This window comes from Clostridia bacterium, assembly GCA_034926675.1.
GTDB lineage: Bacteria > Bacillota > DTU025 > DTU025 > DTU025 > JAYFQW01.
This window is the reverse complement of the sequence record JAYFQW010000028.1, coordinates 1-25,074: the sequence shown is the minus strand read 5'-3', so window position 1 is coordinate 25,074 and position 25,074 is coordinate 1. Positions and strand designations below refer to the sequence as shown.

25 protein-coding genes are annotated in these 25,074 nt (G+C 58.6%); all 25 read right to left on the bottom strand.

The features are described from left to right. Positions 1-20 precede the first annotated feature (20 nt). Positions 21-869 (bottom strand): motility protein A, encoded by an 849-nt coding sequence (locus VB144_08365; GenBank protein MEA4883654.1) that lies wholly within the window; start codon positions 867-869, stop codon positions 21-23. Positions 870-873: 4 nt separating this feature from the next. Next, the gene (locus tag VB144_08360; protein ID MEA4883653.1) at positions 874-1,095 is read right to left on the bottom strand and encodes a flagellar FlbD family protein; all 222 of its coding nucleotides are present in this window, start codon (positions 1,093-1,095) and stop codon (positions 874-876) included. Between the two features lie 110 nt (positions 1,096-1,205). Next, positions 1,206-2,441 (bottom strand): flagellar hook protein FlgE, encoded by a 1,236-nt coding sequence (locus VB144_08355; GenBank protein ID MEA4883652.1) that lies wholly within the window; start codon positions 2,439-2,441, stop codon positions 1,206-1,208. A gap of 119 nt (positions 2,442-2,560) precedes the next feature. After that, positions 2,561-2,962, bottom strand: a complete 402-nt coding sequence (locus VB144_08350) for a TIGR02530 family flagellar biosynthesis protein (GenBank protein MEA4883651.1) — start codon at positions 2,960-2,962, stop codon at positions 2,561-2,563. An 11-nt stretch (positions 2,963-2,973) separates the two neighbouring features. Then, a complete protein-coding gene (locus VB144_08345; GenBank protein MEA4883650.1) occupies positions 2,974-3,378 on the bottom strand; it encodes a flagellar hook capping FlgD N-terminal domain-containing protein in 405 nt (134 codons plus the stop codon). Between the two features lie 21 nt (positions 3,379-3,399). Then, entirely contained in the window at positions 3,400-6,246 is a 2,847-nt protein-coding gene (locus VB144_08340; GenBank protein ID MEA4883649.1) for a flagellar hook-length control protein FliK, read from the bottom strand. A gap of 94 nt (positions 6,247-6,340) precedes the next feature. After that, positions 6,341-6,802, bottom strand: coding sequence for a flagellar export protein FliJ (fliJ, locus tag VB144_08335; GenBank protein MEA4883648.1), 462 nt, complete (start codon positions 6,800-6,802; stop codon positions 6,341-6,343). Positions 6,803-6,813: 11 nt separating this feature from the next. Further along, on the bottom strand, positions 6,814-8,157 hold the full coding sequence (fliI, locus tag VB144_08330; GenBank protein MEA4883647.1) for a flagellar protein export ATPase FliI: 1,344 nt from the start codon (positions 8,155-8,157) through the stop codon (positions 6,814-6,816). Further along, positions 8,147-8,839 carry a FliH/SctL family protein gene (locus VB144_08325; GenBank protein MEA4883646.1) on the bottom strand — a complete coding sequence of 231 codons (693 nt, stop codon included), beginning with the start codon at positions 8,837-8,839 and terminating at the stop codon, positions 8,147-8,149. The genes fliI and VB144_08325 overlap by 11 nt, the downstream gene beginning before the upstream one ends. 1 nt (position 8,840) lies before the next feature. Next, positions 8,841-9,854 carry a flagellar motor switch protein FliG gene (gene fliG / locus VB144_08320; GenBank protein ID MEA4883645.1) on the bottom strand — a complete coding sequence of 338 codons (1,014 nt, stop codon included), beginning with the start codon at positions 9,852-9,854 and terminating at the stop codon, positions 8,841-8,843. Between the two features lie 20 nt (positions 9,855-9,874). Continuing rightward, positions 9,875-11,521 (bottom strand): flagellar basal-body MS-ring/collar protein FliF, encoded by a 1,647-nt coding sequence (fliF, locus tag VB144_08315; protein MEA4883644.1) that lies wholly within the window; start codon positions 11,519-11,521, stop codon positions 9,875-9,877. A 20-nt stretch (positions 11,522-11,541) separates the two neighbouring features. Beyond that, on the bottom strand, positions 11,542-11,877 hold the full coding sequence (gene fliE / locus VB144_08310; protein MEA4883643.1) for a flagellar hook-basal body complex protein FliE: 336 nt from the start codon (positions 11,875-11,877) through the stop codon (positions 11,542-11,544). Positions 11,878-11,910: 33 nt separating this feature from the next. Further along, on the bottom strand, positions 11,911-12,306 hold the full coding sequence (flgC, locus tag VB144_08305) for a flagellar basal body rod protein FlgC (protein ID MEA4883642.1): 396 nt from the start codon (positions 12,304-12,306) through the stop codon (positions 11,911-11,913). Positions 12,307-12,309: 3 nt separating this feature from the next. Then, positions 12,310-12,726, bottom strand: coding sequence for a flagellar basal body rod protein FlgB (flgB, locus tag VB144_08300; GenBank protein ID MEA4883641.1), 417 nt, complete (start codon positions 12,724-12,726; stop codon positions 12,310-12,312). Between the two features lie 171 nt (positions 12,727-12,897). Then, on the bottom strand, positions 12,898-14,775 hold the full coding sequence (locus VB144_08295) for an ATP-binding protein (protein MEA4883640.1): 1,878 nt from the start codon (positions 14,773-14,775) through the stop codon (positions 12,898-12,900). A 67-nt stretch (positions 14,776-14,842) separates the two neighbouring features. After that, positions 14,843-16,540: a sigma-54 dependent transcriptional regulator gene (locus VB144_08290; GenBank protein MEA4883639.1), complete on the bottom strand. Its 1,698-nt coding sequence runs from the start codon at positions 16,538-16,540 to the stop codon at positions 14,843-14,845. Between the two features lie 372 nt (positions 16,541-16,912). Beyond that, positions 16,913-17,422, bottom strand: a complete 510-nt coding sequence (locus VB144_08285) for a flagellar protein FlgN (protein ID MEA4883638.1) — start codon at positions 17,420-17,422, stop codon at positions 16,913-16,915. Position 17,423: 1 nt separating this feature from the next. Continuing rightward, the gene (gene fliS, locus VB144_08280) at positions 17,424-17,897 is read right to left on the bottom strand and encodes a flagellar export chaperone FliS (protein MEA4883637.1); all 474 of its coding nucleotides are present in this window, start codon (positions 17,895-17,897) and stop codon (positions 17,424-17,426) included. Positions 17,898-17,930: 33 nt separating this feature from the next. Then, positions 17,931-20,390, bottom strand: a complete 2,460-nt coding sequence (gene fliD, locus VB144_08275) for a flagellar filament capping protein FliD (GenBank protein ID MEA4883636.1) — start codon at positions 20,388-20,390, stop codon at positions 17,931-17,933. A 21-nt stretch (positions 20,391-20,411) separates the two neighbouring features. Then, a complete protein-coding gene (locus tag VB144_08270) occupies positions 20,412-20,831 on the bottom strand; it encodes a flagellar protein FlaG (protein ID MEA4883635.1) in 420 nt (139 codons plus the stop codon). Positions 20,832-20,969: 138 nt separating this feature from the next. Next, positions 20,970-21,200 carry a carbon storage regulator CsrA gene (gene csrA, locus VB144_08265; GenBank protein ID MEA4883634.1) on the bottom strand — a complete coding sequence of 77 codons (231 nt, stop codon included), beginning with the start codon at positions 21,198-21,200 and terminating at the stop codon, positions 20,970-20,972. A gap of 135 nt (positions 21,201-21,335) precedes the next feature. Further along, entirely contained in the window at positions 21,336-22,166 is an 831-nt protein-coding gene (locus VB144_08260) for a flagellin (GenBank protein MEA4883633.1), read from the bottom strand. 162 nt (positions 22,167-22,328) lie between these two features. Next, positions 22,329-23,438: a flagellin gene (locus VB144_08255; protein ID MEA4883632.1), complete on the bottom strand. Its 1,110-nt coding sequence runs from the start codon at positions 23,436-23,438 to the stop codon at positions 22,329-22,331. Positions 23,439-23,560: 122 nt separating this feature from the next. Then, positions 23,561-24,661, bottom strand: coding sequence for a flagellin (locus VB144_08250; GenBank protein MEA4883631.1), 1,101 nt, complete (start codon positions 24,659-24,661; stop codon positions 23,561-23,563). A gap of 208 nt (positions 24,662-24,869) precedes the next feature. Beyond that, positions 24,870-25,074: flagellin (locus tag VB144_08245; protein ID MEA4883630.1), on the bottom strand; the 205-nt coding region annotated here is incomplete at its 5' end.

Below are 25,074 nucleotides of genomic sequence, written 5' to 3'. Positions count from 1 at the left end.
GCTCGCCTCCTAGCGCCCGTTCATCGACCAGTCACGCCTCCGCCAGTCTCTTCAGCCACGGTTCCAGCCGCCTGCCCCCGGCCGCCACGGCGCGTCTCCGCTTCCTTGGCCGCCATCGTGCGCTCGCGAGGAGCGAGGAATCCCATCAGTTTCTCCTCCACGATTCTGGGGTTCTCGCCCGATTGGATGGAGAGAATGCCCTCCAACATCATCTCACGGAACTGGATTTCCTCGGAGTTTCTTATCGCAAGCTTGGCGCCGACTGGACCGCTGATGAAGTTGGCGACAATCGCACCGTAGAATGTGGTCACCAAGGCTACGGCCATGGCGGGCCCGATTTGGCTTGGATCGTCAAGGGATCGCAGCATCTGCACCAGGCCTATGAGCGTTCCTATCATGCCATAGGCGGGCGCATAGGCCGTAATGGCATCGAATATGCTCTTGCCCGACTTGTGCCTGTCCTCAATGTAGTTCAGATCAGTCTCCAGAATGTCGCGGACCAGTTCGGGGTCTGTGCCATCGACTATAAGCTGTATTCCTCTCTTCAGGAACAGGTCGTCGGCGCCGGCGATACTATCCTCGAGTGCGAGAAGGCCCTCGCGCCTGGCCTTCTCAGCGAGTTCCACTATCTTCTCTATTACACTGCGTGGATTGTAAGTGCCCGGCTTGAAAGCGATCATCATCATCTTGGGGAGTTCCTTAAGTGCGGACAGCGGAAAGCAGATCATGACGGCGGCCGCCGAGCCCCCGATTGTGATCAGAACCGAGGGGAAATCCCAGAACGGCCCGAGCCCAACCTTGCTCTGCATGATCGCCCATATTATGAAGAACGTCCCTGACACGAATCCGATGATGGTCGAAATGTCCATAGTTCTACCTCGATCTATCCGCCCAGTTCCGGACGATTACCGCGCGCCGGTTGATAAGGCGGTGGTAGTGGATGATGTCGTCGATTAGCCGATCAACCGGCTCCGATACGATCAGCTTTGTTCCCGTAGTAAGCGTGATCACCGTATCAGGAGTGGCGGCAATCGACTCTATCAGTTCCGCATTAATGAATATCGGCGAACCGTTCAGTTTGGTTACACTTATCACCACTTAATCCCCCCTGCGCAGACCTCGTGGGGAGGGGCGCGAGCGTCGCACCCGGCGAGGGGAAGCCCCGTCCCTCCCTGCGAGAAATCCCAGATGCCCGCTACACGTGGTTACCGTTTGAGCGACAGAAGCTCTTGAAGCATCTCATCAGCTGACGTGATCACCCTGGAGTTTGCCTGGAATCCCCTCTGGGTAACGATCATGTCCGTGAACTCCCTGGCCAAGTCGACGTTGGACATCTCCAGAGTAGTGCCAAGTATCGAGCCGCGGCCACCCATGGCGGCCTCGCCCACCTGAGCAGTTCCAGAGTTCGTCGTCTGCACAAACATGTTTCCGGCCGCACGCATCAGGCCTTCTGAGTTTGCAAACGATGCCAGAGCCATCTGAGCGATCACATCATACTGCCCATTTGAGTACACGCCCGTGATGATCCCACGGTCGTCGATGTTGAAGGTCTCCAGCGAGCCGGCTGGGAACCCGTTCTGATGGCTCCAGCTCACAGATGAAGCCTGCCCGTACTGGCTGAGCGCACTGAAGTCCATGTCGATAGATAGAGCCTTTGCCCCGTTGGGAAGGCTCGCAACAGACACGGTGGAAGGTGTAGGTGTGACAGAGTCGAATTTGCCGTCATTCTTGAACGTAATCGTCCCACTCCCGACCGATCCGGCGCCGCCGTCGAAGGTGGCGTTCCATGTCCATTCCCTTGGATTCGCTGTCTTCGTAAAGCTGACCCTCACAGTGTGCTGCTCCCCTAGGGAATCGTACACCGGAATCGCCGCATCCGACGAGGCAGCAGTCGCGGCGCCTGCATCGAGGTTGCCCACGAATCCAACCTCAGATGTTGCAGTTGCGTTCATGCTTGTTCCTAGAGGTATCGAGATGGCCTCAGGCTCGCCTTTTGAATCGACTTTCCCAGAGGCATCGGCCATCCATCCCTGGACTTGGTAGCCTGTCGCCGGATGAGTGAGCTGCCCGAAGGCATCGATCTTGAACGCCCCATCCCTCGTGAACAGAAGGGCATCAGAGGCATCGCGAACCACGAAGAACCCGTTCCCCTGAATCGCCATGTCAGTGAGTTTCCCGGTCGACTCCAGGTTCCCCGGGGTGAACACTATATCGACGGATCGCAGGGACACGCCCATACCCACTTGCATCGGGTCGATTCCGCCCCTCTTCCCCTTCGGGCTGCTCGCGCCTCTGAGAGTCTGCGAAAGCATGTCCTGAAAAGTCGCCCTTCCATACTTGAAACCGACGGTGTTCACGTTGGCGATGTTGTTCCCGATCACGTCCATTCGCACCTGATGAGCGCGAGTTCCAGAAACGCCCGCGAACATTGAACGCATCATTTCGTCTCGACCTCCGTTTCTGCTTCTGGTTTGCGCTGGCCGCCCAAGTAGCAGGCGGCCTAGGGCTTCCTCACAGAGGTCCGGCCCTTTGAGTATCTAGGTTCCGAAGAGCTGAGCTTCTAGACTATCACTGCACTGTCTATGTTCGTAAACACGTTCTCCTTGAGGCTATCCCCATCCACGGCAGTTATGACTGTCCGATTTCTGATACTCACCACGAATGCTTTGTCGTCCATGAGGATCAGCGATTCCCTCGATCCTTTCGCAGCTGCCCTGTTCACCGCACCCGTGATCCGGTCCAAGTCCTCCCGGCCAAGGTCGATGTTCCTCGCAGCAAGGCGCGCCTGCGCATGAGCTGAGAACTTCACTCCATCGACCTGAAGGCGTTCAGCGAGGATCTCACGGAACGTAGCGCCTCCAGTAGCTGGCATCGGGTGCTGTTGGATCGTTCCAGGCCTGACCGGCGATGGACCTACCGGCCTCCCTGTCTGGTTTGGTCTGTCAATCCTGTCTGTCGTCACGACCCCCACCCCTACGAGATCTTCGTTACATGGCTGATATTGATCTTCAAATCGCCAACCTTAAGGTAGGGCGCCCCGCCAATCACCTGAACAGCCTCGACCTTCCCCTTGATGGCAACCTCGTATCCAGGGGGCATGGCCTCAATGCTCTTGCCGATAAGGGCCCCCGCCTGCGCGATTACCTGCGCCCCGGCTAGTTCGCGAAGCCCTGCGTTCAGGTTTTGCAGCTCCTCCAGGGTGGAGAACTGGGCCATTTGCGCCACGAACTGCTCGTTTGTTTGGCCTTCGCCGATGTCCATATTCTTCATCTGGGCTATTAGGATCTTGAGGAACTCATCCTTTCCAAGAGTCTTCCTCGGGGTTGCTGCATCGGATCCTCTGTATACGCCGGCGCCCGCCGCTCTGGCAGTGTACAACCTCATCCCTCCCTTCTTTCATCACGCCAGGTAGTCGATTCTCCCGTACCTTGACCACGTGGTCGCGCCTTTCGCGCTCCACGGAGCAGACTGCTGCCGCCGCGGATTCTCTCCTCGCCGGTGTGGAGCATCATGGCCCGCACCAGCCCACGCACTAGCTCCCGACTCGCGCCGCTCACCATTGCCGTAGAACGCGCCTGCGTAGTCCCTCGCTGCATTGCCGTCGTCTCTTCCTGACGCGAAGCCGAACCCCACTGATACCGCGAGCCCTCCGAGGTCCATGCCATGCTCAGCAAGGCTTGCCTTGAGATCTGCTCCGTGTTCGCTGACGTATCTTTCGACCTCTGGATTCTGCACCTTGATAGTGGCCGTGCACGAATCGCCGATTACTCTGATTCTGATCTCCACATCGCCAAGGTTCTCAGGAACGAGCTTCGCCCGAAACTCCCCGCTTCCGCGACTCGCCCTGGCACGCAGGTGTGCTGAGATCTGGGTCATCACCGACTCTCCAACCTCTGGGGATAGCCTCTCGCCGCGAGCGCCGGCAGTGCTGCTCGCCTCAACGCCGGGTGTTCCTGCAGTTCCAACAGACGGGCTGCCAGTCGCGACTGCATCGGCGAACGCTGCGGGAACCGCAGCCCGCTCGGATCCTGTTTCCGCGCGCTTCACTGGAGCGCCATGAGGCGCCGCCGAGCGGAAACCAGAGGAATGCCCCCCGAATCCCTCGGTCTGGCCGCCAGAGCGCTCCCTCGAGTTCGCCGTATGGTTCTCCCTGTGGAACGATACCGGCCCGATCTGATCAGCCTTGCCGATGTTGTCCGCCCTTTCGCCGCCATCCGCGGAGCTGAAGCGATCCACGTCCGCATTCATGACAGATCCCCCTGTTGCTGTGGCCAGCTTCTGTGGCATATCAGCCGCTGCCATCGCGAGCCTAGCATAAGCGTCTCGAGGATTCTGCAGAGGATTGCTCGCGATCGAAACCGGCTTCCCCGTGCCGTCGGTGCGCTCAGGGTCGACTACGCCAGCGGGCTTCGGCGCGGACGCAGCCTCTATTGGCGCTGTCCGCAACATGCCTTTACTTTCGCCTTGGTCCGCTTCTGCTCGTTTGCTCATGGTCTGCCTCAGGCTGAATGAACGAGCATCCCCCGGAATTCCACTGTTCTCAGCTCGCGGAAGAGCCGCAGTTGAGTCCACCTCAACATCATCCCTCGGCGCTTCCATTGCGGATTGAACCGCAGCACGACCGGGCTCAACACGGCGCAAATCAGCGATCATGCGGGTTCGTGGTTGAGTGTCACTGAGCTGAGTTCTCCGCGCGAGCACTGGCATCGGCAGAAGCTTCGCAACAGCTTCACGCTGCAGGCCACCAGGATGAGGCCTTGACTGCACTGATTCTGAAGCAGTTATCGGCTCACCCTCGAGCCCCTGGGCCGCTGATGCGGTTTCGCCGCCATACCACCGCTCACCGGTCGGATCCTCAGGCAGTTGACCATCTGCATACACAGGCGTCAGTTCGCCCAGGGCCGTAAGTGCGGCATCCACATGAGGCGAAGTCACCGAGTCTGTCGACGACGCTAGCTCTGCGTAAGCGTCTCGCGCATTCTGCAGTGGATTGCTCGCGGTCAAGACCAGCTTCCCCGTTGGCCCATCTGCATCCGCTCTGGCTCCGTTAGGCCTGGCGTCGACCGATTCTGCCCGTCTGCTCATGGTCTGCTTCAAACGAACATCTCTCGGCGCTTCCATTGCGGATTGAACCGCAGCATGACCGGGCTCAACACGGCGCGGTTCGTATCCCTGTAGACCATGCGAACCGTCCGCACCCGCGACGTCTCCCATACTCGCCTCTGCCGGAACCGTTGTGGCCTGGCAACCCTGACGTCCTGGCCTCGCGCCGGCTTTTGCGGGAATCGCCTCGGATACGTTCGATGGCGCTCTCCTCATGTGGATCTCCAGAGGTTCAACACCATCGGTGAACGGATCGATGTGCCGCACAGGGGGTGTATTGAGGTTCGCGCCCTGAGCGCGCGGGCTCGCATTTGAGTTGGCATAGCCGACCGCCATCGAGTCTTCCTTCGATGCTCTGAAGCCCATCACGCGGGCAGCGCCAGCCTCCCTGCAAGCCATATGGACGTTATCTGTTCGCACCTCGCTCATTTCGCCCGTTCCCGCATCGTCCCGAATTGCATCGACCCCACCTGATGAGGACTCGCCGCTCATCCGCTGCGCTCCACCAAGCTGAGCCGCCGGTTCTGTGTGCGCAAAAGCCCCCTGCTGAGGAATCGAATCCATAGATGAGGGCCGGACCGATGTGGAATGGGCGTCAACTCGGTCAACGCCCGCGGCGGATCCCGCGTTCTCCACAGTGCCGAGAGACTCACAGTCCAGACGGCCAGCGCCATTCCCATTCATCATGGTCACGGCCGGATAAGCGCCGCCTGCCGCGGCCCACCGCGCTGCAGCCATAATCGCTGCCAGCTCGTTTTCGGAATCGCTTTCCGCAGCCTCATCATCACCATCCTCAGAGATCGCGTCACTGACTGCACCTTCACTAGCTGGCTCCGGCGTGCCTTGTGCCTCTGCGTCGGGCGCATTCCGCGCTATGGCAATCGGTCCGGGCCAGACCACCGGTTGTGTCTGCACCTGTGTATCCGACTGCTGGTCAGGACTCACGGTCCGCGACACGGCCTCCTGCAGAATCAGAAGGAAGGACTCTTCAGGAACAGATGAACCACCCTGCTCAGGGAGGACGCCTGCAGATGACGCAACGCTCGGCATCGGAACCGGCCCCGCAGTTTCAGGAACCCCTGCTGTGACCCCTGTCATGGTCATCGCTGTCTGTATCATTGCTGTTGACTGTATGGTGTTCATTGCTTTTTCACCTCCTTTCGCACACGCTTGGATCGGACTGCTCTCATATGCCCCTCATCACCCCCGCGAAGCCCCTTGCTTCATGGCAGCGGCCCTATCTTGGCTTCCTGTCCACCCCGACGGGCCTGTACCTGGTCGTAGCGAACTCGTCGGTCTGCTTCTGCTCGACCCTCTTCTCCTCCACCACGTACTGAGCATACTGCCTATCTTTCAGCTTCTCGACAACCTTTCGAGCCCTCATTCCATCCACTGCATCTGAGCGTTTCTCCTCTGACGTGGTGTGAAGCTGCGTAACCAGATCTGTCTGGTTGACGATGTCGGATCTGAGTTTCGTTAGGTACCGTTGATAGGAGGTCACTTCGTCGAGGTCCATCACATCGCGCATCACAGAGACCATATCCCCCTGGCCATCGCCGTACGCGTTCTCCAGACCGTCGAGTTCCTCGGTGGCCCTGCGCTCCACATCTTTCGCTCGAGCGAACTCCTGCTTCGCCTGATCCTCCAGGCGCCGCTTGTGTTCGAGCACGGGCTCCAGTCTGAAGCTGAATCCACCCACAGCAACCCCTCCTAGCTTGCGATGGCGTTAAGCGCCGCAACTGCTTCATCGAATGATGACTGCTCCGCTACACCCTGCTGCAGGTATTCGTTGAAGCCATCGATCGCCTCGATGGCCCTGTCGATCTTGGGGCTCGTTCCGCGCACATAGGCGCCGATGTTGATCAGGTCCTCTGATTCGCGGTATGTGGCGAGGAGATCGCGGAATCCCTTGGCCGATAGCTTGTGCTCCTCGGATACGATGTTGTCCATAACCCTGCTGACACTCTTCAGAATGTCAATCGCTGGGTAGTGGTTCCTATCGGCAAGCTGCCTCGAGAGGACGATATGCCCATCGAGAATGCTCCGGACTGCGTCTGCGATGGGCTCCGTAAGGTCATCGCCATCAACGAGCACCGTGTAGAGGCCAGTTATGGTCCCACGTTCGCTGGTGCCTGAGCGTTCTAGGAGTTTCGGCAAAAGCGCGAATACCGATGGGGTGTATCCCTTCGTAGCTGGCGGCTCTCCGATGGCCAGCCCCACTTCGCGCTGGGCCATGGCGAACCGGGTGACCGAATCCATCATAAGCATCACATTGAGCCCGCGGTCGCGGAAGTACTCCGCTATGGCCGTTGCGGCCATGGCGCCCTTCAGCCTTACCAGCGCGGGCGTATCAGAGGTAGCGGCAACCACGACCGAGCGAGCGAGGCCCTCATCTCCCAGATCTCCCTCGATGAACTCTCGCACCTCTCTGCCACGCTCACCCACAAGCGCGATCACGTTCACATCGGCCCTGGTGTTCCTGGCGATCATCCCAAGCATCGTGCTCTTCCCCACCCCACTGCCGGCGAAGATGCCAATACGCTGGCCGCAGCCGCACGTAAGGAGGCCATCGATTGCTCTGACTCCCAGAGGAAGCGGTTCCGAGATTCTCGGACGTGACAATGGATTCGGCGGAGAGCTGGACACTGGGTACTCGCTCACACCGTGGATTGGACCGAGGCCATCGATGGGATTCCCAAGGCCGTCGATGACCCTTCCCAGAAGCCCATCGCCGACACGCACCGTGAGGGATTTCCCGCCAGCAACTATCTCACTTCCAGGTTCGATCCCGGCCATCTCCCCGAGGGGCATTAGCAGAAGCCTGCCTTCGCGAAACCCAACAACCTCCGCTGTGACCGGGGCCACTGAGTTCCGAGGGTGGATGTAGCAGATCTCTCCCACCTGCGCCTGCGGGCCATTTGACTCTATGACAAGCCCGATGACCTGAGCGACCCGACCGCTCTGCTTGATAGTATCGATGGCTGCAAGACGCGAGTAGTACTTCTCGAAATCGACGGCTCGCGCGGCGTTTTCGGGCCCCTGATCAGACCGCATGTTCCGCCTCCTCCTCGAACGCACTCTCTATCCCCCTGAGCTGCTCGGCGATTCTGGCGTCAACCGAGCCGACATCCATCTCCACGACGCATCCGCCCCGATCTATGCGAGGATCCTCCACGACCTTCAGTCCCCTAAGGTCAGGCGCCATTCTCATCAGCTCATCGTGGACAGCAAGCACGGATTCCATATCCTCAGGCGACACCCGCACCACGACCACGCGCGCGCCGCTGCACTTGCGAACAGCCTCTCTCACTATCTCAAGAATAATGCCCGGATTGGCATCCACGGCCCGTCTCACGATCTTCTCTGCCACGGCCACAGCGAGCTTCACGATCTCCTTCTCGCTTCCGCGGATTAGCGCGTCGGCCTCTGCCGTCACCTGATCTGCAATACCCTGCATCAGCGTGAAGATGCCCTCATACTTGCGCTTGACCTCTTCCATGCCCTGCGCAAGCCCTGCCTGGAACCCATCTGTCCTTGCCTGATCGACTACACTGTGCGCCCTGCGCTTCGCCTCCGTCATGATCCTGTCTGCCTCTGCGCGGGCTTGCGCGATCAGCTCCGCGCCGCTATCTTGGCTGTTTGAGTCAACGCAAAGAGCTACGACCTCAGGACGATCAGTGGAAAGGACAAAGCTGGAGGCCTCAGTGCTGTCGCTGATCCAATCGCGCTTGATCACGCTACACAACGACCTCGTCCCCCTTCTCGTGGCTGGCCACGATCTGACCTGCCTCTTCCATTCGCCTGATGACGGCTACGATCTTCGTCTGAGCCTCTTCCACATTGCGTAGCCTCACTGGGCCTAGGTATTCGAGCTCCTCTTTGAGCATAGCTGCAGCGCGCTCCGACATGTTCTTGGTGATCTTGTCCTTGACTTCAGCCGAGGCCACCTTGAGAGCGAGCGCCAGGTCTTTGGAATCAACCTCCCTGATCACCATCTGCACGTATCGGTCGTCAATGTACACGACATCTTCAAACACGAACATCAGGTTCTTGATCTGCTCTGCGATGTCGGGATTCTCCTCCTCCAGCTTCTCGAGGATTACCTTCTCGGTTGCCCTGTCCACATTCTGGAGAACCTCGACAAGTGACTTCACTCCACCCGCGGCGGAGAACTCCTGCGTTCCAAAGGTGGTGAGCTTCCGCTCCAGGACTGATTCGACTTCCTTGATCACCTCTGGCCGCGCGCCTTCCATCTGAGCGACACGCAATGCCACATCTGCTTGCAGTTCTGCTGAGAGCGCCGATAGCACCATAGCTGCCTGGTCTGGCCTCAGATGTGCGACGATGAGAGCGATGGTTTGCGGGTGCTCACCTTCTATGAAAGTCGTGAGCTGCTCCGGGTTTATGTTCCTCACGAAATCGAACGGCGTTACCCTGAGGTTGGCAGAGAGCCTACCGATGATGTCCATTGCTTTCGACGCGCCGAGAGCCTTCTCCAGGATCTGCTTCGCGTAGTCGATGCCGCCCTGGGCTATGTATTCCTGCGCCAGGGCGAGCTGGTAGAATTCACTCAGGGCGGAATCGGACTGCACTGAAGTCACCTTGCCGAGTGTAGCGATCTCCAGAGTCAGCTGTTCGATCTCGTCATCTCTCATGTGCTTGAGAACTGCGGCGGCGGTCTCGGAGTCGAGCGACACCAGGACTATTGCTGCCTTTCGTCTCCCGTTCGCCGACAAGCTGGAGCCGTTCAACGTTCCCTACCCCCCGACAGTCAGTCTTCCGACATCCATGTTTCGAGAATCCTGGCCACATCCTCCGGCCTTGCTCTGGCGAGGGTCTCTACTGTCTGCCTGGTATCGGCCTTGCGTTTCTCCTCAACCCTGGCCGCCGCGGCCTGCGGCGAAACTGCAGCCGCTGGTTGATCCGCTATGACTTCGCCAACTTTGCGACCGATCGCCACGGGCTCTCTGACAGCCTCGGGCTTGCTGCGGAACATCCGCAGAATCGACAGCCCGAACACCAGTAGGAGAAAACCGAGGACTATGGGAGTAATCGACCGAACAAGGCGCATTATGAATGCCTGTCCATCTGCCTTTGCCATCTCATCTGCCGCAGCCGCCATATCGGCATCGCTCGCTGCTTTCGCGAACTCCATCGCCGAGACGGTCACCTGATCGCCTCGCTCTGACTTGAGGCCAACGGCAGCCGACACGACCTGCCGAATAGCTTCCATTCGGTCCTGAGTGACAACGCCGTCCACCATCGCAGCCACTGAGATGCGCTCCACTTTCCCCGGAGCGATCACTGCCTTCTCAGTCACCTTGGAGACCTCATAGTTCACCGTGCGATCGGTTCTGGTGTATGTTGAGCCGCCACTGCCATCCACAGGGGTGATGACGGGGTAATTCTCCACATTCGATGGGGTCCCAGCATATCCAGTGGCAGACTGCGCCTCCCCCGTGCGTCTCTCCTCTGTCATCTGCTCTGCCACTGGGACCCCTCGTCCGCCTGCCAGAGGCTGATAGGTCTCGCTTTCCCGCTGAGTGCTGTCGAAACTTATGTCGGCATACACTCGCACGACCGCCTTGCCGATTCCGAGTACACGGTCGAGCATCGTTTCCACGCGCCGTTGCATCTCCTGCTCGAAGCCCATCTTCGCTTCGAGCTGAGCGGATGTCATTGCTCCGTTGTTTCCTATGCCTACACCGCCTGATCCGGTCGCAGTTGCGAGAGAGCCAGTTCCGCGCCATAGCAGATTCCCATCGGTATCCACCACAGTGATAAACTCGGGGCTGAGCCCCTGAACGGCGCCAGCGACCAGATTGACAACTCCCCTTACCTGTGCATCGAGGATATAGGCGCCTGGCCTCATCTTGAGGACAATCGACGCCGTAGTTGGCTTCTGTTGCTCTGCGAAAAGCCTCTCGTCAGGGATCACTATATGCACTCTCGCCTGTTCAACCTGATTCAGCGAGCCAATGGTCCGTGCAAGCTCCCCCTGGAGGGCGCGGGTGTAATTCACCTTCTGCGAAAACTCCGTCGCCCCAAAGTTCGTCTTATCGAACAGCTCAAATCCAGAACCGGAGCCCTGGGGGTAACCCTTGGCTGCAAGCTCCATCCTTAGCTCGTATACACCGCTCGCAGACACCATCACTGTCTTGCCGCCCGACGTGAGCTTGTACTTGGCGCCCGACTCCTTGAGATACTCAACAATGCGCCCGGCATCCTCAGGAGACAGATTGGAATAGAGAACTGTGAAGTCAGCGCTTGAGCTGGACATGATGAGAAAAATGAGTGCAAGGAGCACACCGCCCGAAACGACGCCGATGATGATTTTCTGCGTCGTGCTGAGGCTTGGACGGCGTGCGCTCCGTTGGGTTTGAGCTCTATCACCCTGCGGAATCTGCGGAAGAGTCATGTTGCTTTACCTGCATTCCTTCAGATCTGCATCCGCATGATCTCCTGATACGACTCGATGACCTTGTTTCTCACCTGCATAGTGAGCTGAAGCGCTATGTTCACCTGATCCACTGCGATCATGACCTGGTGAATGTCACTCACCTCGCCAGTGGCGAGTTTCTCCGTGAGCCTGTCGGCCCTTGTCTGCATGTCGTTCACAGTATCAAGCGCCTGTTCAAGCACATTTCCGAAGGTGCTGACCAGGTCGGTTTGGCCAGTTCGCCTGCCAGATTCGATTCCGGCTCCCGTTCCAGCACCGGCGGCTACACCGCTTACCGCCCTCTCAACGGCGCCTAGTGACCCGATTCCCGGCATCATGCGTTACCTCCCTCAGCCGTGCGCTGCTTGCTAGACCTTTCCGATCTCGAGCGCCTTCGCCGCCATGGTCTTGGCCGCGTTGTAGGCCGCCACGTTAGCCTCATAGGCGCGAGTAGCGGTGATCATGTCGACCATCTCCGACACGGCGTTCACATTCGGCATCTCCACGTATCCTTCGGAGTTGGCGTCGGGATGCTCCGGCTCGTACACCAAGGGGAGAGGCGATTCATCCTGCGCAACGTTCACGGCCCGGACGCCAGCGCTGCCCGGCGCCGCCTCAAACTGCACCATCAGCCTGCGATATGGACCTCCTTCCGCAGTGCGAGTAGTGTTGATGTTCGCAAGGTTGCTCGATATCACGTCAAGGCGAAGTCGCTCCGCGGCCATTCCTGATGCACTGATCCGAAAGCTCGACATCAGGCTCATGAGTTAGCGCCTCCCTTCGTTGATCACATACTTCATCATGCTGAACTTGGTGGATACCAGTTGGGAGAGGGTGCTGTACATCGTGGCATTCTCCGCGAGCCTCGCCATTTCCACGTCTATGTCCACACTGTTGCCATCGCGTCTCATCGTAACCCCTTCAGCATCGTGGGTAGTTGCCACCTCCCCAGGATCGCCCGAGCCAGAGCGAATCGGAATGTGCCCGGGTCTGGTGAGCCTACCCTCTATGGGCGCATGCCCAGCCAGAGCCTGCGCAAAAGCGCTCTGGAAATCGATATCGGCAGCCTTGTAGCCTGGGGTGTTCACATTGGCGATGTTGTTGACGATTATCGCATGGCGCGCCGACGATAGATCCAGCGCAGACTCGAGCACTCTCATTGTGCGTGAATCGAAAATCCCCACATTTCAGCCCCCCAATACGAGGGAATAGAAACCCGTATGAGATTAGATGCAATAACGGCGCCATTGCGTGAAAAAAGCAAAACCCCGGCGAGATTCGTCGGGGACTGCTCGCAGCTCAGCTACAACCGCTGCATGCGAGAGCAGTGATTAGGTTCGACGGGGCTTACGGTTTCAGGGGTTGATGGGGGTGAGCAGATTTTGCTCACCTGAATGCAAGTGTTTCTCGATTTCCAGCCCGCCCCCGCCGTTCCATTCCTGTGTTGAGAGTGAAAGAACAACAGTGAAGAGTGCACCGGCATCAGGCAGGTTCTCCACTTCGATCCTGCCGCCGTGCCTCTCGACTATCCCGTGGGATAGGGCCAGTCCGAGCCCAGTTCCAGTGGGCTTGGTGGTGAAAAACGGGCTAAACAGCCTATTGATGCTCTGCTGGTCCACACCAGGTCCAGTGTCTGCGAATGAGATACGCACCGACCCAGAATCGGCAACAACGGCCACACGGAGGTTTCCTCCCTCCTTCATGGCCTCCATAGCATTCATGGCAAGGTTCAGGAAAACCTGCTCAATCTGGTTCCTGTCGGCAATGACCATGGGGATGTCGCCAGCCACATCCAGTGTCAGATTCACATTCGCTGCATCCGCCCGGTCCCTGAGGAAATCAACGGTCTCTCGAGCAAGCTCGGGGATACTCACCTCGCCTGGGTTCATCTCCGCCTGCCTCGCGAACCCCAGCAGGTTCTTGATAATGGATGAGCATCTGATTGCCTCGTCCTCTATGATCTTCGCAGTTTTCACAAACTGCTCCATGCCGGCGCCTATACGTGAAAGCCGCTTTCCCATGACCTCAGCACAGGCAGATATGATCCCGATTGGGTTATTTATCTCGTGGGCCATTCCTGCCGCGAACTCTCCTACCACTTTCATTTTCTCTGCATACCTGAGCTGCTCCCCAAGGCGAACCTTCTCCGTCACGTCCTCGGCCATGATCACAATCCCCACACCGTCTTCGTCGAGAGAGTGGACGCACGACACTACAAGCCGAAGGATGTGCTCACCGAGGTCAGGATCGTCGCCGCGATCACCCTGATAGCCGCACGTGCCTGCAGATGGAAGGGAAACCGTGCATGTTCGCATCTCCGCACTTTGCGACTTCTCCGAATCCTTGGCAAGAGAGCGTACAACCGCGTCTGCTTGAGGGCCTAGGAGATCCGAGATATGCTTGCCCATGGCAGATGAGGTCGGCATCTGCGAGATGCCAGTAAGCGCCTTGTTCCAGGTTGTAATGCGGTAATCGTGGTCAAGGGCTACAATGCCCACTGGCACCTCTTCAACGAGCTTCTCCGCGTATTTCCGAGATAGGTCCAGCGAGTTGTTGGCGGTGCGGAGATCCTGGTAGAGGCGGGCATTCTCTACTGCAACTCCGGCGAAAGCCGATATGATCGACAGGACGTGAGTGGTGTCTGCAGCTCCATGCCCAACGTTGGCGAATTGCACCGAAAGCCGGCCCACCTCGACGCCCGCCGACCTGATTTTCGAAGTGAGTTCGAATGAAGCAGAAGCCTCGGTGAATGACCCTGACGACAACCTGATCGTCTGCTCTCCATCACGCAACTCAAGCATGGCGCCGTCTGATCCCGCGATAGCTTGGGTCATGTCCACAATGCGCTGCAGCGCGTCCTGAAGGTTGCGCGTAGCCACAAGCTGCCGGGTAGCTTCAAGCAATCCAGATAGACGCACGATCCTCTCGTTCAGATCACGCTGAGCCCGCACCAGGTCGTCCCTCATAAGCGCCTCGTGCTCGACAAGCTCTTTGGCGACGATCTCAAGCCTCTGAGCCTGCTCTGCCACTGCTTGTTGCTTCACGATGTATCTGCGGTCGACAGCGATGTAGTGTGCAATAGCCGCAATCTCGATGCCTGCCAAGCCAATGTAGGCGACAATTGCCCACAATCCAACGTTGCGCACGAACCATAGTTGCACTGTCGCGCCGATCAAGCTCGTGGCCAAGGCAACAACACCCGGAACCAACGATACTCTGGGCCCCATCCTCATTGCCACCTGCGAAACCTCCTGATAGCATGGACCATTTGACCTGCACAGACCGGTGGAATCGTATCACTCAGAGCCCATATTTGTTGATCTTGTTCAGAAGAGTCCGCCTGGTGATTCCGAGTATCTTCGCAGCCTGCGTCCTGTTCTCGCCAGTCTGCTCAAGCACCGCCCTGATGTGGCGCCGCTCCATCTCATCTAGCGAAAACGCGTCTCCAGCAGCAGACGCTGCCTCCGACTCGACTCCCGGGCTGATAGCGGCGAGCTCGTTTGGGCCATTCGAGCCAGGGGCGAGCGGGGCTGCGGATGCGTGTGTGTATGCGAGCCAAGAGGCCCGCGAAGGAGCAAATGAGGACACGGACGCAAATCCGGATTCAGACGCAACTGCAGAGGAGCGGGTGCTGGCTGCCACGAATTCGGATCCGGCAGCGGTTGACGCCAAACTAGAGTGCAAGAGAACGCCTGAGGCCATCGACCGCCCAGCCTGAACCGGCGTAACGCCTGCGCCATTCGCCGAGGATGCAATCGTGCGCAGGCCGCACATGGCGTCACCGGGATCTTGCCCCAGGTGAAGGTACTCCGGGGTGAGCAGGTCGCCACGGGAGAGGAGCACTGCCCGCTCTATTGCATTCTCCAACTCTCGGATGTTGCCAGGCCAGGCGTAAGCCGCAACAGCCTGGGCGGCCTCTGGCGACAGCCCTCTTGCGGTCCTTCCGAATTCGCGATTGTACTTGTCGATGAACCGAGATACCAGCATGGGTATGTCTTGCATTCGCTGTCTGAGGGGTGGCATGAACAGCGGAACTACGGAAAGCCTGTAGTACAGGTCTTCGCGAAAAGCGCCCTCAGCAATGGCCTGTCGGAGGTTGCGATTGGTGGCTGCGATCACGCGGACATCCACTTTCACTGTCTCAGTGCCGCCCACTCGCTCGAACTCCTTCTCCTGCAGGACGCGGAGGAGCTTGGCCTGCATAGCAGGGGACATCTCCCCTATCTCGTCAAGGAATATCGTGCCGGAGTTCGCAACCTCGAACCGCCCGAATCGACGCGACACCGCGTGCGTGAAGGCGCCCTTCTCATGGCCGAACATCTCAGATTCGAGAAGCGACTCCGGAATCGCGGCGCAGTTCACCTTGACAAGTGGACGGCCCGCGCGAAGGCTCATCTTGTGTATGTAGTCGGCGAGCAGTTCCTTTCCTGTTCCGCTCTCACCATATATCAGCACTGTAGCATTTGTGGGCGCTAGGTCCCGAACCATCTCCATGACCTTCCGCATCTGCGGAGATGCCCCGATAACGCCTTCAAACTCCTCATGCCCGGCCGTTGCCACTGCAGACGATGCCAAGCTCCGATCTGGCTTGCCCGCATGATGCCGGCCTGCTATGGCATTCGCAGCCATCATCAGGAGTTTTTCAACGTTGAACGGCTTGATCACGTAATCATATGCGCCCATTTTGAGAGCTTGAATGGCAGTCTCGACTGAAGAGTAAGCGGTGACCATGATCACCACAATCCCGGGGCGCAGCCCGCGTGCGATTCTGAACACATCAATCCCCGACATGTCCGGAAGGCGGAGATCCAAGATTATCAGGTCGAAATCGGATTCCCTCAATCGTTCCGTAGCTTCCGTCCCGTTTGAGGCCGTCTGGACTGCATGTCCAGCATCCTCGAATGCGCCAGATAGAACCACCTGCATGTTAACCTCATCGTCAACAATCAGCACGCGGCCCACCGCAACTGGACCGCTGCGGTTCGTCTCTTCTGCCATCAGCCAGTCCCCTATCCGAGTCTTGTCTATATTAGTTGGAATTCTTCAATGAAATGTGGATTCCTGCAGCACATCCAACTTCCAGAGACCCAGTACGGATTTCGTACGGGGAACAAGGGACACCTGTACGGATTCCGTACGTCGCTGAAGGCAAAACCGGTGTGTGATCCCAGAAGACCGGAGGATTCGTGCACAAGAGCGCTGAAAGGCAGATTTGGGGGGACTAATTTACATCATCTGGGCCGATGTTCTCTCCCTGGAGTCTGATTGGCGGCGAATTAGGCCCAGAGTCGTACGAATTCCGTACTGGTTGACCGACGAACCTGTACGAATTCCGTACTGGCGACCATGCTACGTTGCCCCCTGAGACCACTACAGGTTCTCATCGATCACTGTGGCGCCCCCAGATCCAAAGCCAGCCGTTCCGGCGCCTCGCCCCCAGTAGGCGCGGACTGCCTTCCCGCCGGAGGCCACCCCTTTGATCTCTTCCTGCACAGCATTGATGGCCCTCTCCAGCATAGCCTGATTCTCCCGCTCAGCGACGAGGATCTCCGCCATCACCTTGGCAATCTTCACGTTCAGCTGACACGCAACTGCCGCGCCCATCTCCGGGTGCAAGCAGGGATGCACGTCGTGCGCGCTCCCCCGCGCCGCCCCAAGCTGGCCCAGAAGCCCGGCTATCTTCCGGCTGATCGCATCTATCTGGGCAATGACCCGAGCTTTCTCCTCAGTAGCACGAGCGAGAGCATCCGTATCACCAGCCTGGATCAACTCTCGCTGCACACCCGACAGCCTGAGCATTGCAGTGTATTGTGCGAGCTCATCCTCGCGAAACGAGTGAATCCGTTCTATCAGTTCCACATCTGGCGTCGAACAAGTCAACTCATTGCCCCCCCGCCCGCGCGATCTTGCCGCGGTAATCACGGATAGCCTCGAACCACGTCTCGCGAAGCTCTCCGAGCATTCTCACGACCTCATCGATTGGCTCTATCGACCTCTGTACGTTCGCCTGAACCAGCCTGTACTGCATGTACTCATATAGCTTGAACAGGTTCACGGCGATATCGCCGGCATCCATGTTGAGTGAACCCATGAGTTCGCTCAGGATATCCTGGCCCCTGGTGAGGTTCTTGTGCGCCGACTCCCTCTTGCCCTCAGCTAGATCCAGTTTGGCCTGGTTAGCAAACCTGATGGCGCCATCGTATAGCATCAGGACGAGGTTCTCGGGCGGAGCCGTCTGAACCTGAGTCTCAAGGTACCTGTTGTATGGAGTCGCCATCATCCGAATCATCACCCTCGCATGTCTCTCTTGGCCTGCTGGCCCCTGGATCCATGAATGCCTCTCGCCTCTGGTCATGTCGTTTCCGCCATCGAACTGCCGATGCTCACACTATATCCCCATAGAGTTGAATTGTGATGTCATCCAGGACTGCTGCTGCTGCATAGAGGAGAGCACCTTCTCCATCTGGGTGAACTGATTCACGAGGTTCTCCCGCTTCCTTGCAAGGCGGGTCTCCATGTCCTTGATGCGGTTGTCGACGTCTCTGGTCTGATCCTTGAGGAGGCCCTGGGTTTTCGATATCAGACCAGTGCCGCCCTTGACAAGCTCATCCACGTACTTCTCAAACAGCCCGGAGATCCCGCCGTTGGCGGAGTTGAACACTTGCGCCACTGTATCGGAGTCGGTCTCGAGAAGACGTTTCAGCTTAGCGTCATCGATAGTGAGTGCGTTCGACTTGCCATTCGCTTGGCCTACCGCCCCAGTGGAGATTCCGATCGCCAGAAGAGAGTCCACACCTTCCGGCAGGCCGTCAACTGCCGTTGACACCATCTGACGCAGCCTTGTCTGTATGCCGCGAACAGAGCTATTGCCCTGGAGAGCCCCTGCAGTCCTGGTATCCTTGTCGTAGGCGGTCAGCGTGGATATCATGTCCATCACCGAGTTGTACTGGTCGACAAACGACTTGATCGCGCCGTAACCTGCGTCCACGTTCTGCGATACCGTGACCGTGACTGGGTCCTTGCTGATCTCCTTGAGTGTGAGGTTCACGTTGGTGATCACACCCGATATCGTGTTGGACGCAGAGGACATCTGCTGTCCGCCGTTCACAGTGTCGATTCTGTAGAGCGCATTGTCACCGTAATCCTGCTCTGCACCGAGAACCCTCGCCGCCCCAAGGAAGTTGCCGCCCACATCATCGAGGGCGACGGCGATCTCCCCAGTGTACTTGGCAGTGAGAGAGATCCTATCATTCAGCGCGTCGTAGGCAGCCGCAACGTTCGCCGTAGAGGAGTTGATCCTGTTCAGGATGTCGTTCACTGCATCACTGTACTTGTCGTACTTGATCGCGACGCCATTCACTAGGAATACTCCCTTGTTCGTCGCGCCGTCGCCAGCGCCCAGCTTCAAGGCCCCCGGCGCATCCCCTATGGTAATCGAATTCGATGTCGAACCGACCGGAGTTGCGGTATCCGTCACCACAAACATGTCGTTCTTGGATCCGTTGATGCCCGCAGTCCTGACCCGAATCGTGCCAGCCTCGAGACCAGCGGCCTCATTCATCCGGGCCTCAAGGTCCGCGGCCACTGCCTGCATATCGTCGCCCGCAGCGAGCGCGGCGGTTGTGTATTCTGTCCCATGATACACGAACTTGACGGTCTCAGTTCCCTCGAGCGCCGCAGCGAGCTTGCCCTCGGTGTCACCCTCTGCCACTCCACCTGTCGCCGAATCCATGAGATCCACGCCAAGGCGCGCCTTGGAGAGCGCCGCTGTAGTCTTGGTAGTGCCGAGGTTTCCGAAGCTAGCCATCATGGCCCCGCTCGTGGCGCCGCCCGACTCCAGCAAGCTTCCGAGGCCCGCATCTGTGACCTGGGAGAACGAAAGTGTTCCATCGGTTGCGGAATCAGTAATGACGAACCTGCCGTCGCCTGCCTGCGCCCCTCCACCAAGGCCATCGCTTGCCGAGACCTTCACTGAGCCCGCAGCGCCGATCGCCTTATTCAGCGCGGCCTCTATCTGGGAGGCCATATCAGTCACGCTGGTCACGCCCGCTGCCCCGCCGGTAATGTCGGCAGAGTCAGTGGTGTACGAGTTTCCCCGATAGGAGAAGGTGATCTTAGCTCCAGAAGCAACATCGGCAGCGATCTTGCCCACCTCGGTGGCATGTTCGGCGACGCCAGACGTAACCATTGCACTGTTTCCAGCTCCAAGCAGCTTCGCAGCAGTGAGGAAGTTGCTAGTATCGGCGCCGCTGCCCAGGCGGATCTGCCCTGAGGCAGATCTCAGGACCAGGCGGTTATTCTCCATGGATGCTATTGCGCCAGCGCCTGAGTTGTTGATCTTTCCAAGGATCGAGTTCGACCCGGCATTGTCGACTCCATCGCTCATGACCGTATCTGAGTCTATCCGTATCACCTTGCCGCTAACGGTGAACGCGCCGACAGTGGGGGCTGTGGAGAAGCCTGCCTCAGCCAGCTTCGCGCCAACTTCCAACGCCCGCCCAAGCTGACCATTGGCGACGATCTTCGTGGACGTCGCCATGCGATCCACCCACACCTTGTGAACTCCGTTGGCCGCGCCAGCCGACGCAGTAGCAGCCACGACCGACGCGCTAGAGGTGGACGCGGATTTCGCGTTTATCGTCGCGGCCGACTTGAGAGACGTCGCCCGAGTCTTCAAGGCCGAAAGCCTCGTGGCGATATCGCGCCAGGCGTCCGCCCTGGACTTGATCTTATTCTGTTTCTGCTGCATTTGCAGCACGGGCCTGCGCTCAATGGCCATCAGCTGGTCGATGACGGCTGTCGTATCGTAGCCAGTTGAGAGCCCCGAGATTCTCATTCGGTCAGTCATTGACGCTCACCTCCATCCGCATTAGGCGTGCTTGTCGACCACACCTGCAGTGAGTTCACGCATCTTCGCTATTAGGTCAAGGAATTTCTCAGGTGGTATCTCTCTGATGAGCTCACCTGTTTCAGTATTCTCGATCCTCACCATGATCTGGCCGGTACCCTGGTGAACCGAGAACTTCGCCTGCACGTCAAAGGCTGCCAGAGCGTTGTTGGCGCGCCTGACCTGCGTTCCGATCTCGTTCACGTTCCTGACTGTCTCCCAGTTCCAGCCGGTACGCGTGGATTGAGAGTCTATGGCAGCAATGCCTGTGATTTTCTCAGGACACACGTTATCCACCTCCCTGACATCCCGGTATGGGCCGGCCTCCATGCCTAACCCGATGAGTCCCGCCTGACTCGATGCCGGCCTGGCAAGACGAAACGCCGATATTGCCAACCGCACAGGGCCGCAAGACTTCCCTGGCATTGTTATCGGCAATACCGGCGCAGATATTAGGGTCACAGCGCTTCCGGCAGCAGATCCCCTGCGACGCGCGGGCGCGCGGCTGCAACGGTCGCATGCTGGGCGAACCCAGCCAGGTTACTTCCCACCAAGCAGCCTGTCGATGGCGGCAGCATCTTCAAGTGACACCGATGACGCGGTTTTGTTCTCCCGTTGGATCTCCTCGTACACCTCTTTCCGGTGCACCGGGACCTCACGCGGGGCGTCGATAGCGATCTTCACTGCATCTCCCTTGACCTCTACGATGGTGATCTCAATCGCATCGCCAATCATGATGCTCTGTTTCGCCTTCCGTGTGAGAACGAGCATGTGCATCCCTCCAGTGGATCGCGCTCTTCACCGAGTATTCGACATGCAACTCTCAAGACCTGCCAAAGTAATCACAGCCAGAGGGGCGGCCCTGTGACCGCCCCTCGCTGTGATGTGCATGAAACGATGTTCCTGTTACCTGAGCAATTGCAGAACCGCCTGTGGCTTCTGGTTCGCCTGTGCAAGCATTGCCGTGGAGGCCTGGCTCAGAATCTGATACTTGGTGAAGCTCATCATCTCGACTGCGATGTCGACGTCGCGGATGCGCGACTCGGCTGCTGTCAGGTTCTCACTCGACGTGGCCAGGTTCGCGATGGTGTGGTCAAGCCTGTTCTGAATTGCGCCGAGCTTCGAGCGCTCGCTGGACACGGTGTTGATCGCGGTGTTGATAGTAGTGATCGCGGTGTTAGCTGCAACCTGGTCGTTCATGTCGATGCCATCCGTGGCAGTGGCGCCATTGACGCTGAGCGATGTGGCGTTCATATTGGAAATGGTCACCGACAGGCTCTGGCCTGCGTTCGCGCCGATATGAACGATCTTCGCAGAGAACGTCCCATTGAGCAGTTTCTGTGTGTTGAACTCAGTGTCAGTCGAGATCCGGTCGATCTCCACTCTCAGTGCATCGGCTTCCTTTTGGATCTCGCCCCGATCAGCATCTGTCACGGTATCGGAAGCCGACTGAACCGCCAGTTCCCTCATTCTCTGAAGGATTGAGTGGGTCTCTCCGAGAGCGCCTTCAGCCGTCTGCAGGAGGGAGATGCCATCCTGAGCATTCCTTGACGCCTGGTTCAGCCCCTTGATCTGGCCGCGCATCTTCTCTGAGATGGATAGCCCCGCCGCGTCGTCGGCTGCCCGCCCGATCCTAACACCGCTCGACAGCTTCTCTAAGGTCTTGTTCTGGCCCTCGTCATTTGTAACCAGGTTCTTCCATGCGTTCAGCGCGGAGATGTTGTGGTTGATTCTCATTTTCGGCTACCTCCTTGTGCCCTTGTTCCCACATCCGTGCGGGTGGGCTGAGCCCCGGAAATCCGGATCACGCTGTGAGTTGTTCGCGCGGGGACGGGGCCGGCCCGCCCCCAGTCGATTCACTAGGATCGCACCAGGCAGGTCGCACGGTCGATACCAGGGTTACCTGAGCAGCTGCAGCACCGCCTGGGGCTTCTGGTTCGCCTGCGCAAGCATTGCCGTGGAGGCCTGGCTCAGGATCTGATACTTAGTGAAGCTCATCATCTCGACGGCAATGTCGACGTCGCGGATACGCGACTCGGCCGCTGTCAGGTTCTCGCTCGACGTGGCCAGGTTGGCGATGGTGTGATCAAGCCTGTTCTGGATCGCGCCAAGCTTGGAACGCTCGCCGGACACATTGTTGATCGCAGTGTTTATGGTGGTGATCGCAGCATTAGCGGTGCTCTGCGTGGAGACGTTGATGCCGAAGGAATCGTTGTCGATGGACACCGCACTGAAAGTGGATGCCGCTGATACGCCTGAGAAGGAGAACGTGACTCCCCTCCAGGCGAAGCTGCCAGTCCCAGCAGTAATCGTCTGCGCTGAGCTGTTCCCACCACCACTATCAGTGACTGTGACATCCACGTTTCCACCGTTCGCCACAAAGGCGAATGTGAAAGTGCCAGCGTCGGTAGTATGGTTGTACTTCCCAGAGAGGCTCATGGCCCCGACGCCTGCAGTGCGGGTTCCGGAGAAGCTGTCGAACGTGGTGCCGCCGGTCACCGCGAGCTGCGCTGAGGCCGCTCGCATGTCAGCGATGCCCACGGTAAGCTTCTGGTCCTCGTTCGCCCCGATGTGGATCACCTTGTTCGAGAAGCTCCCGTCCATCAGCGTCTGCGTGTTGAACTCGGTGTTGTTGCCGATGCGGGTGATCTCGACTGTGAGTGCATCCACTTCCTTTTGGATCTGGATTCTGTCAGCATCCGTCACGGTGTCGGATGCGGACTGCACAGCCAGCTCTCTCATCCTCTGAAGGATGGAATGAGTCTCGCCGAGGGCGCCTTCTGCCGTCTGCAGGAGGGAGATGCCGTCCTGGGCATTCCGGGACGCCTGGTTCAACCCTTTGATCTGGCCCCTCATCTTCTCCGAGATGGACAGCCCAGCTGCATCGTCGGCCGCGCGTCCAATCCTCAACCCGCTCGACAGCTTCTCCAGGGTCTTGTTCTGGCCATCGTCATTCGTGACCAGGTTCTTCCACGCGTTCAGCGCGGATAGGTTGTGGTTGATCCTCATTGCATTTACCTCCCTGTGTTCTTACCCCCGCGTCCTTGCGGGAGGATCGCTCTGCGATTAATCAGGATTCCCCTAGCCGTCGCAGTTGCATCAAGGAAACCCGCTCACACGCTGCTTGCCAGCTATCTCAGCAGCTGCAGCACGGCCTGGGGCTTCTGGTTCGCCTGAGCGAGCATCGCAGTGGAGGCCTGGCTCAGGATCTGATACTTTGTGAAGCTCATCATCTCGACTGCGATGTCGACGTCTCGGATGCGGCTCTCGGCAGCCGTCAGGTTCTCACTCGATGTGGCCAGGTTAGCGATGGTGTGGTCAAGCCTGTTCTGGATCGCGCCGAGCTTGGAGCGCTCGCTCGATACCGTGTTGATCGCGGTGTTGATGACCGAAATCGACTGGTTTGCACCCCACTGGCTTTCCACATGGATGCCGCTCGCCGAACCCATGATGTAGGACTCGGTCACGGAATTGGCCGTGTGGGCCAGAGTGCTGATGGTGACGCCCTCCCAGGCAGCAAAGTTGTTGCCCACGGCCACAGTCTCTTTGTCGGTCCATGTGCCGGTGGATGCGTCATACTCTGCGAGTGTCTTGTTGGTTGCAGTCCCATCCACGGTCACTCTGATCCTGGTCGTGTCAGTCTGGTTCCTAGTCCCAGTCATCGACATCGTCATCGACCCTGTGACCTGGTGATCAAAGAGATCCTGGGCGGCTACCGCGCCTCCAACTGAGAGGTTGGTGGACGCCGTCGCGGAGATGTTCACTGTGAGGCTCTGAGACGCGTTCGCGCCGATATGGATTATCTTGCTAGAATAGTCGCCGTTCAGCAGCTTCTGAGTGTTGAACTCCGTGGTATCGGCGATGCGAGTGATCTCCACCGCCAGCGCGTCGACTTCCTTCTGAATCTCCACGCGGTCCTTATCAGTCACGGTGTCGGATGCAGACTGCACCGCCAGCTCTCTCATCCTCTGAAGGATCGAATGGGTCTCTCCGAGGGCGCCCTCAGCGGTCTGCAGGAGCGATATCCCGTCCTGGGCGTTTCGCGATGCCTGGTTCAGCCCTTTGATCTGGCCCCTCATCTTCTCCGAGATGGATAGCCCGGCTGCATCATCAGCCGCTCTGCCGATCCTCAGTCCGCTCGACAGCTTCTCCAGGGTCTTGTTCTGGCCGTCGTCATTGGTGACCAGGTTCTTCCACGCGTTCAGCGCGGAGAGGTTGTGGTTGATCCTCATTTCTGTACTACCTCCTTGTGCCCATGCGCCCCGCATCCTTGGGGGCCGGCTCTATGCTTCCTGGGTTGAACCGTTCATTGGTTACAGTATCGGCAGATGCCATGGATTAGTTAGAGGAACGCCAGTCCGCTGGAAGCGACCAGACCGCCTGCGTCACACCGGGAAGAGCCTTAGCCCTGCGGACTGGCCTCTGCGCGCAACTCGCACACTACCTGAGCAGTTGCAGCACAGCCTGGGGTTTCTGGTTAGCCTGAGCGAGCATCGCGGTGGAGGCCTGGCTCAGGATCTGGTACTTCGTGAAGCTCATCATCTCCACTGCGATGTCGACGTCACGGATGCGGCTCTCGGCCGCCGTCAGGTTCTCACTCGATGTGGCCAGGTTGGCAATGGTGTGATCAAGCCTGTTCTGGATC

What these genes read in the sequence shown, in the direction of transcription:
- csrA (MEA4883634.1), bottom strand. Translation starts at nt 21,200, where the DNA reads ATGCTCGTTCTCACACGGAAGGCGAAACAGAGCATCATGATTGGCGAT.
- flgC (MEA4883642.1), bottom strand. Translation starts at nt 12,306, where the DNA reads ATGAGCCTGATGTCGAGCTTTCGGATCAGTGCATCAGGAATGGCCGCG.
- VB144_08340 (MEA4883649.1), bottom strand. Translation starts at nt 6,246, where the DNA reads ATGAACACCATACAGTCAACAGCAATGATACAGACAGCGATGACCATG.
- VB144_08365 (MEA4883654.1), bottom strand. Translation starts at nt 869, where the DNA reads ATGGACATTTCGACCATCATCGGATTCGTGTCAGGGACGTTCTTCATA.
- VB144_08250 (MEA4883631.1), bottom strand. Translation starts at nt 24,661, where the DNA reads ATGAGGATCAACCACAACCTCTCCGCGCTGAACGCGTGGAAGAACCTG.
- VB144_08355 (MEA4883652.1), bottom strand. Translation starts at nt 2,441, where the DNA reads ATGATGCGTTCAATGTTCGCGGGCGTTTCTGGAACTCGCGCTCATCAG.
- fliF (MEA4883644.1), bottom strand. Translation starts at nt 11,521, where the DNA reads ATGACTCTTCCGCAGATTCCGCAGGGTGATAGAGCTCAAACCCAACGG.
- fliI (MEA4883647.1), bottom strand. Translation starts at nt 8,157, where the DNA reads ATGCGGTCTGATCAGGGGCCCGAAAACGCCGCGCGAGCCGTCGATTTC.
- fliS (MEA4883637.1), bottom strand. Translation starts at nt 17,897, where the DNA reads ATGACCAGAGGCGAGAGGCATTCATGGATCCAGGGGCCAGCAGGCCAA.
- fliE (MEA4883643.1), bottom strand. Translation starts at nt 11,877, where the DNA reads ATGCCGGGAATCGGGTCACTAGGCGCCGTTGAGAGGGCGGTAAGCGGT.
- VB144_08260 (MEA4883633.1), bottom strand. Translation starts at nt 22,166, where the DNA reads ATGAGAATCAACCACAACATCTCCGCGCTGAACGCATGGAAGAACCTG.
- VB144_08290 (MEA4883639.1), bottom strand. Translation starts at nt 16,540, where the DNA reads ATGGCAGAAGAGACGAACCGCAGCGGTCCAGTTGCGGTGGGCCGCGTG.
- VB144_08255 (MEA4883632.1), bottom strand. Translation starts at nt 23,438, where the DNA reads ATGAGGATCAACCACAACCTATCCGCGCTGAACGCGTGGAAGAACCTG.
- fliD (MEA4883636.1), bottom strand. Translation starts at nt 20,390, where the DNA reads ATGACTGACCGAATGAGAATCTCGGGGCTCTCAACTGGCTACGATACG.
- VB144_08295 (MEA4883640.1), bottom strand. Translation starts at nt 14,775, where the DNA reads ATGAGGATGGGGCCCAGAGTATCGTTGGTTCCGGGTGTTGTTGCCTTG.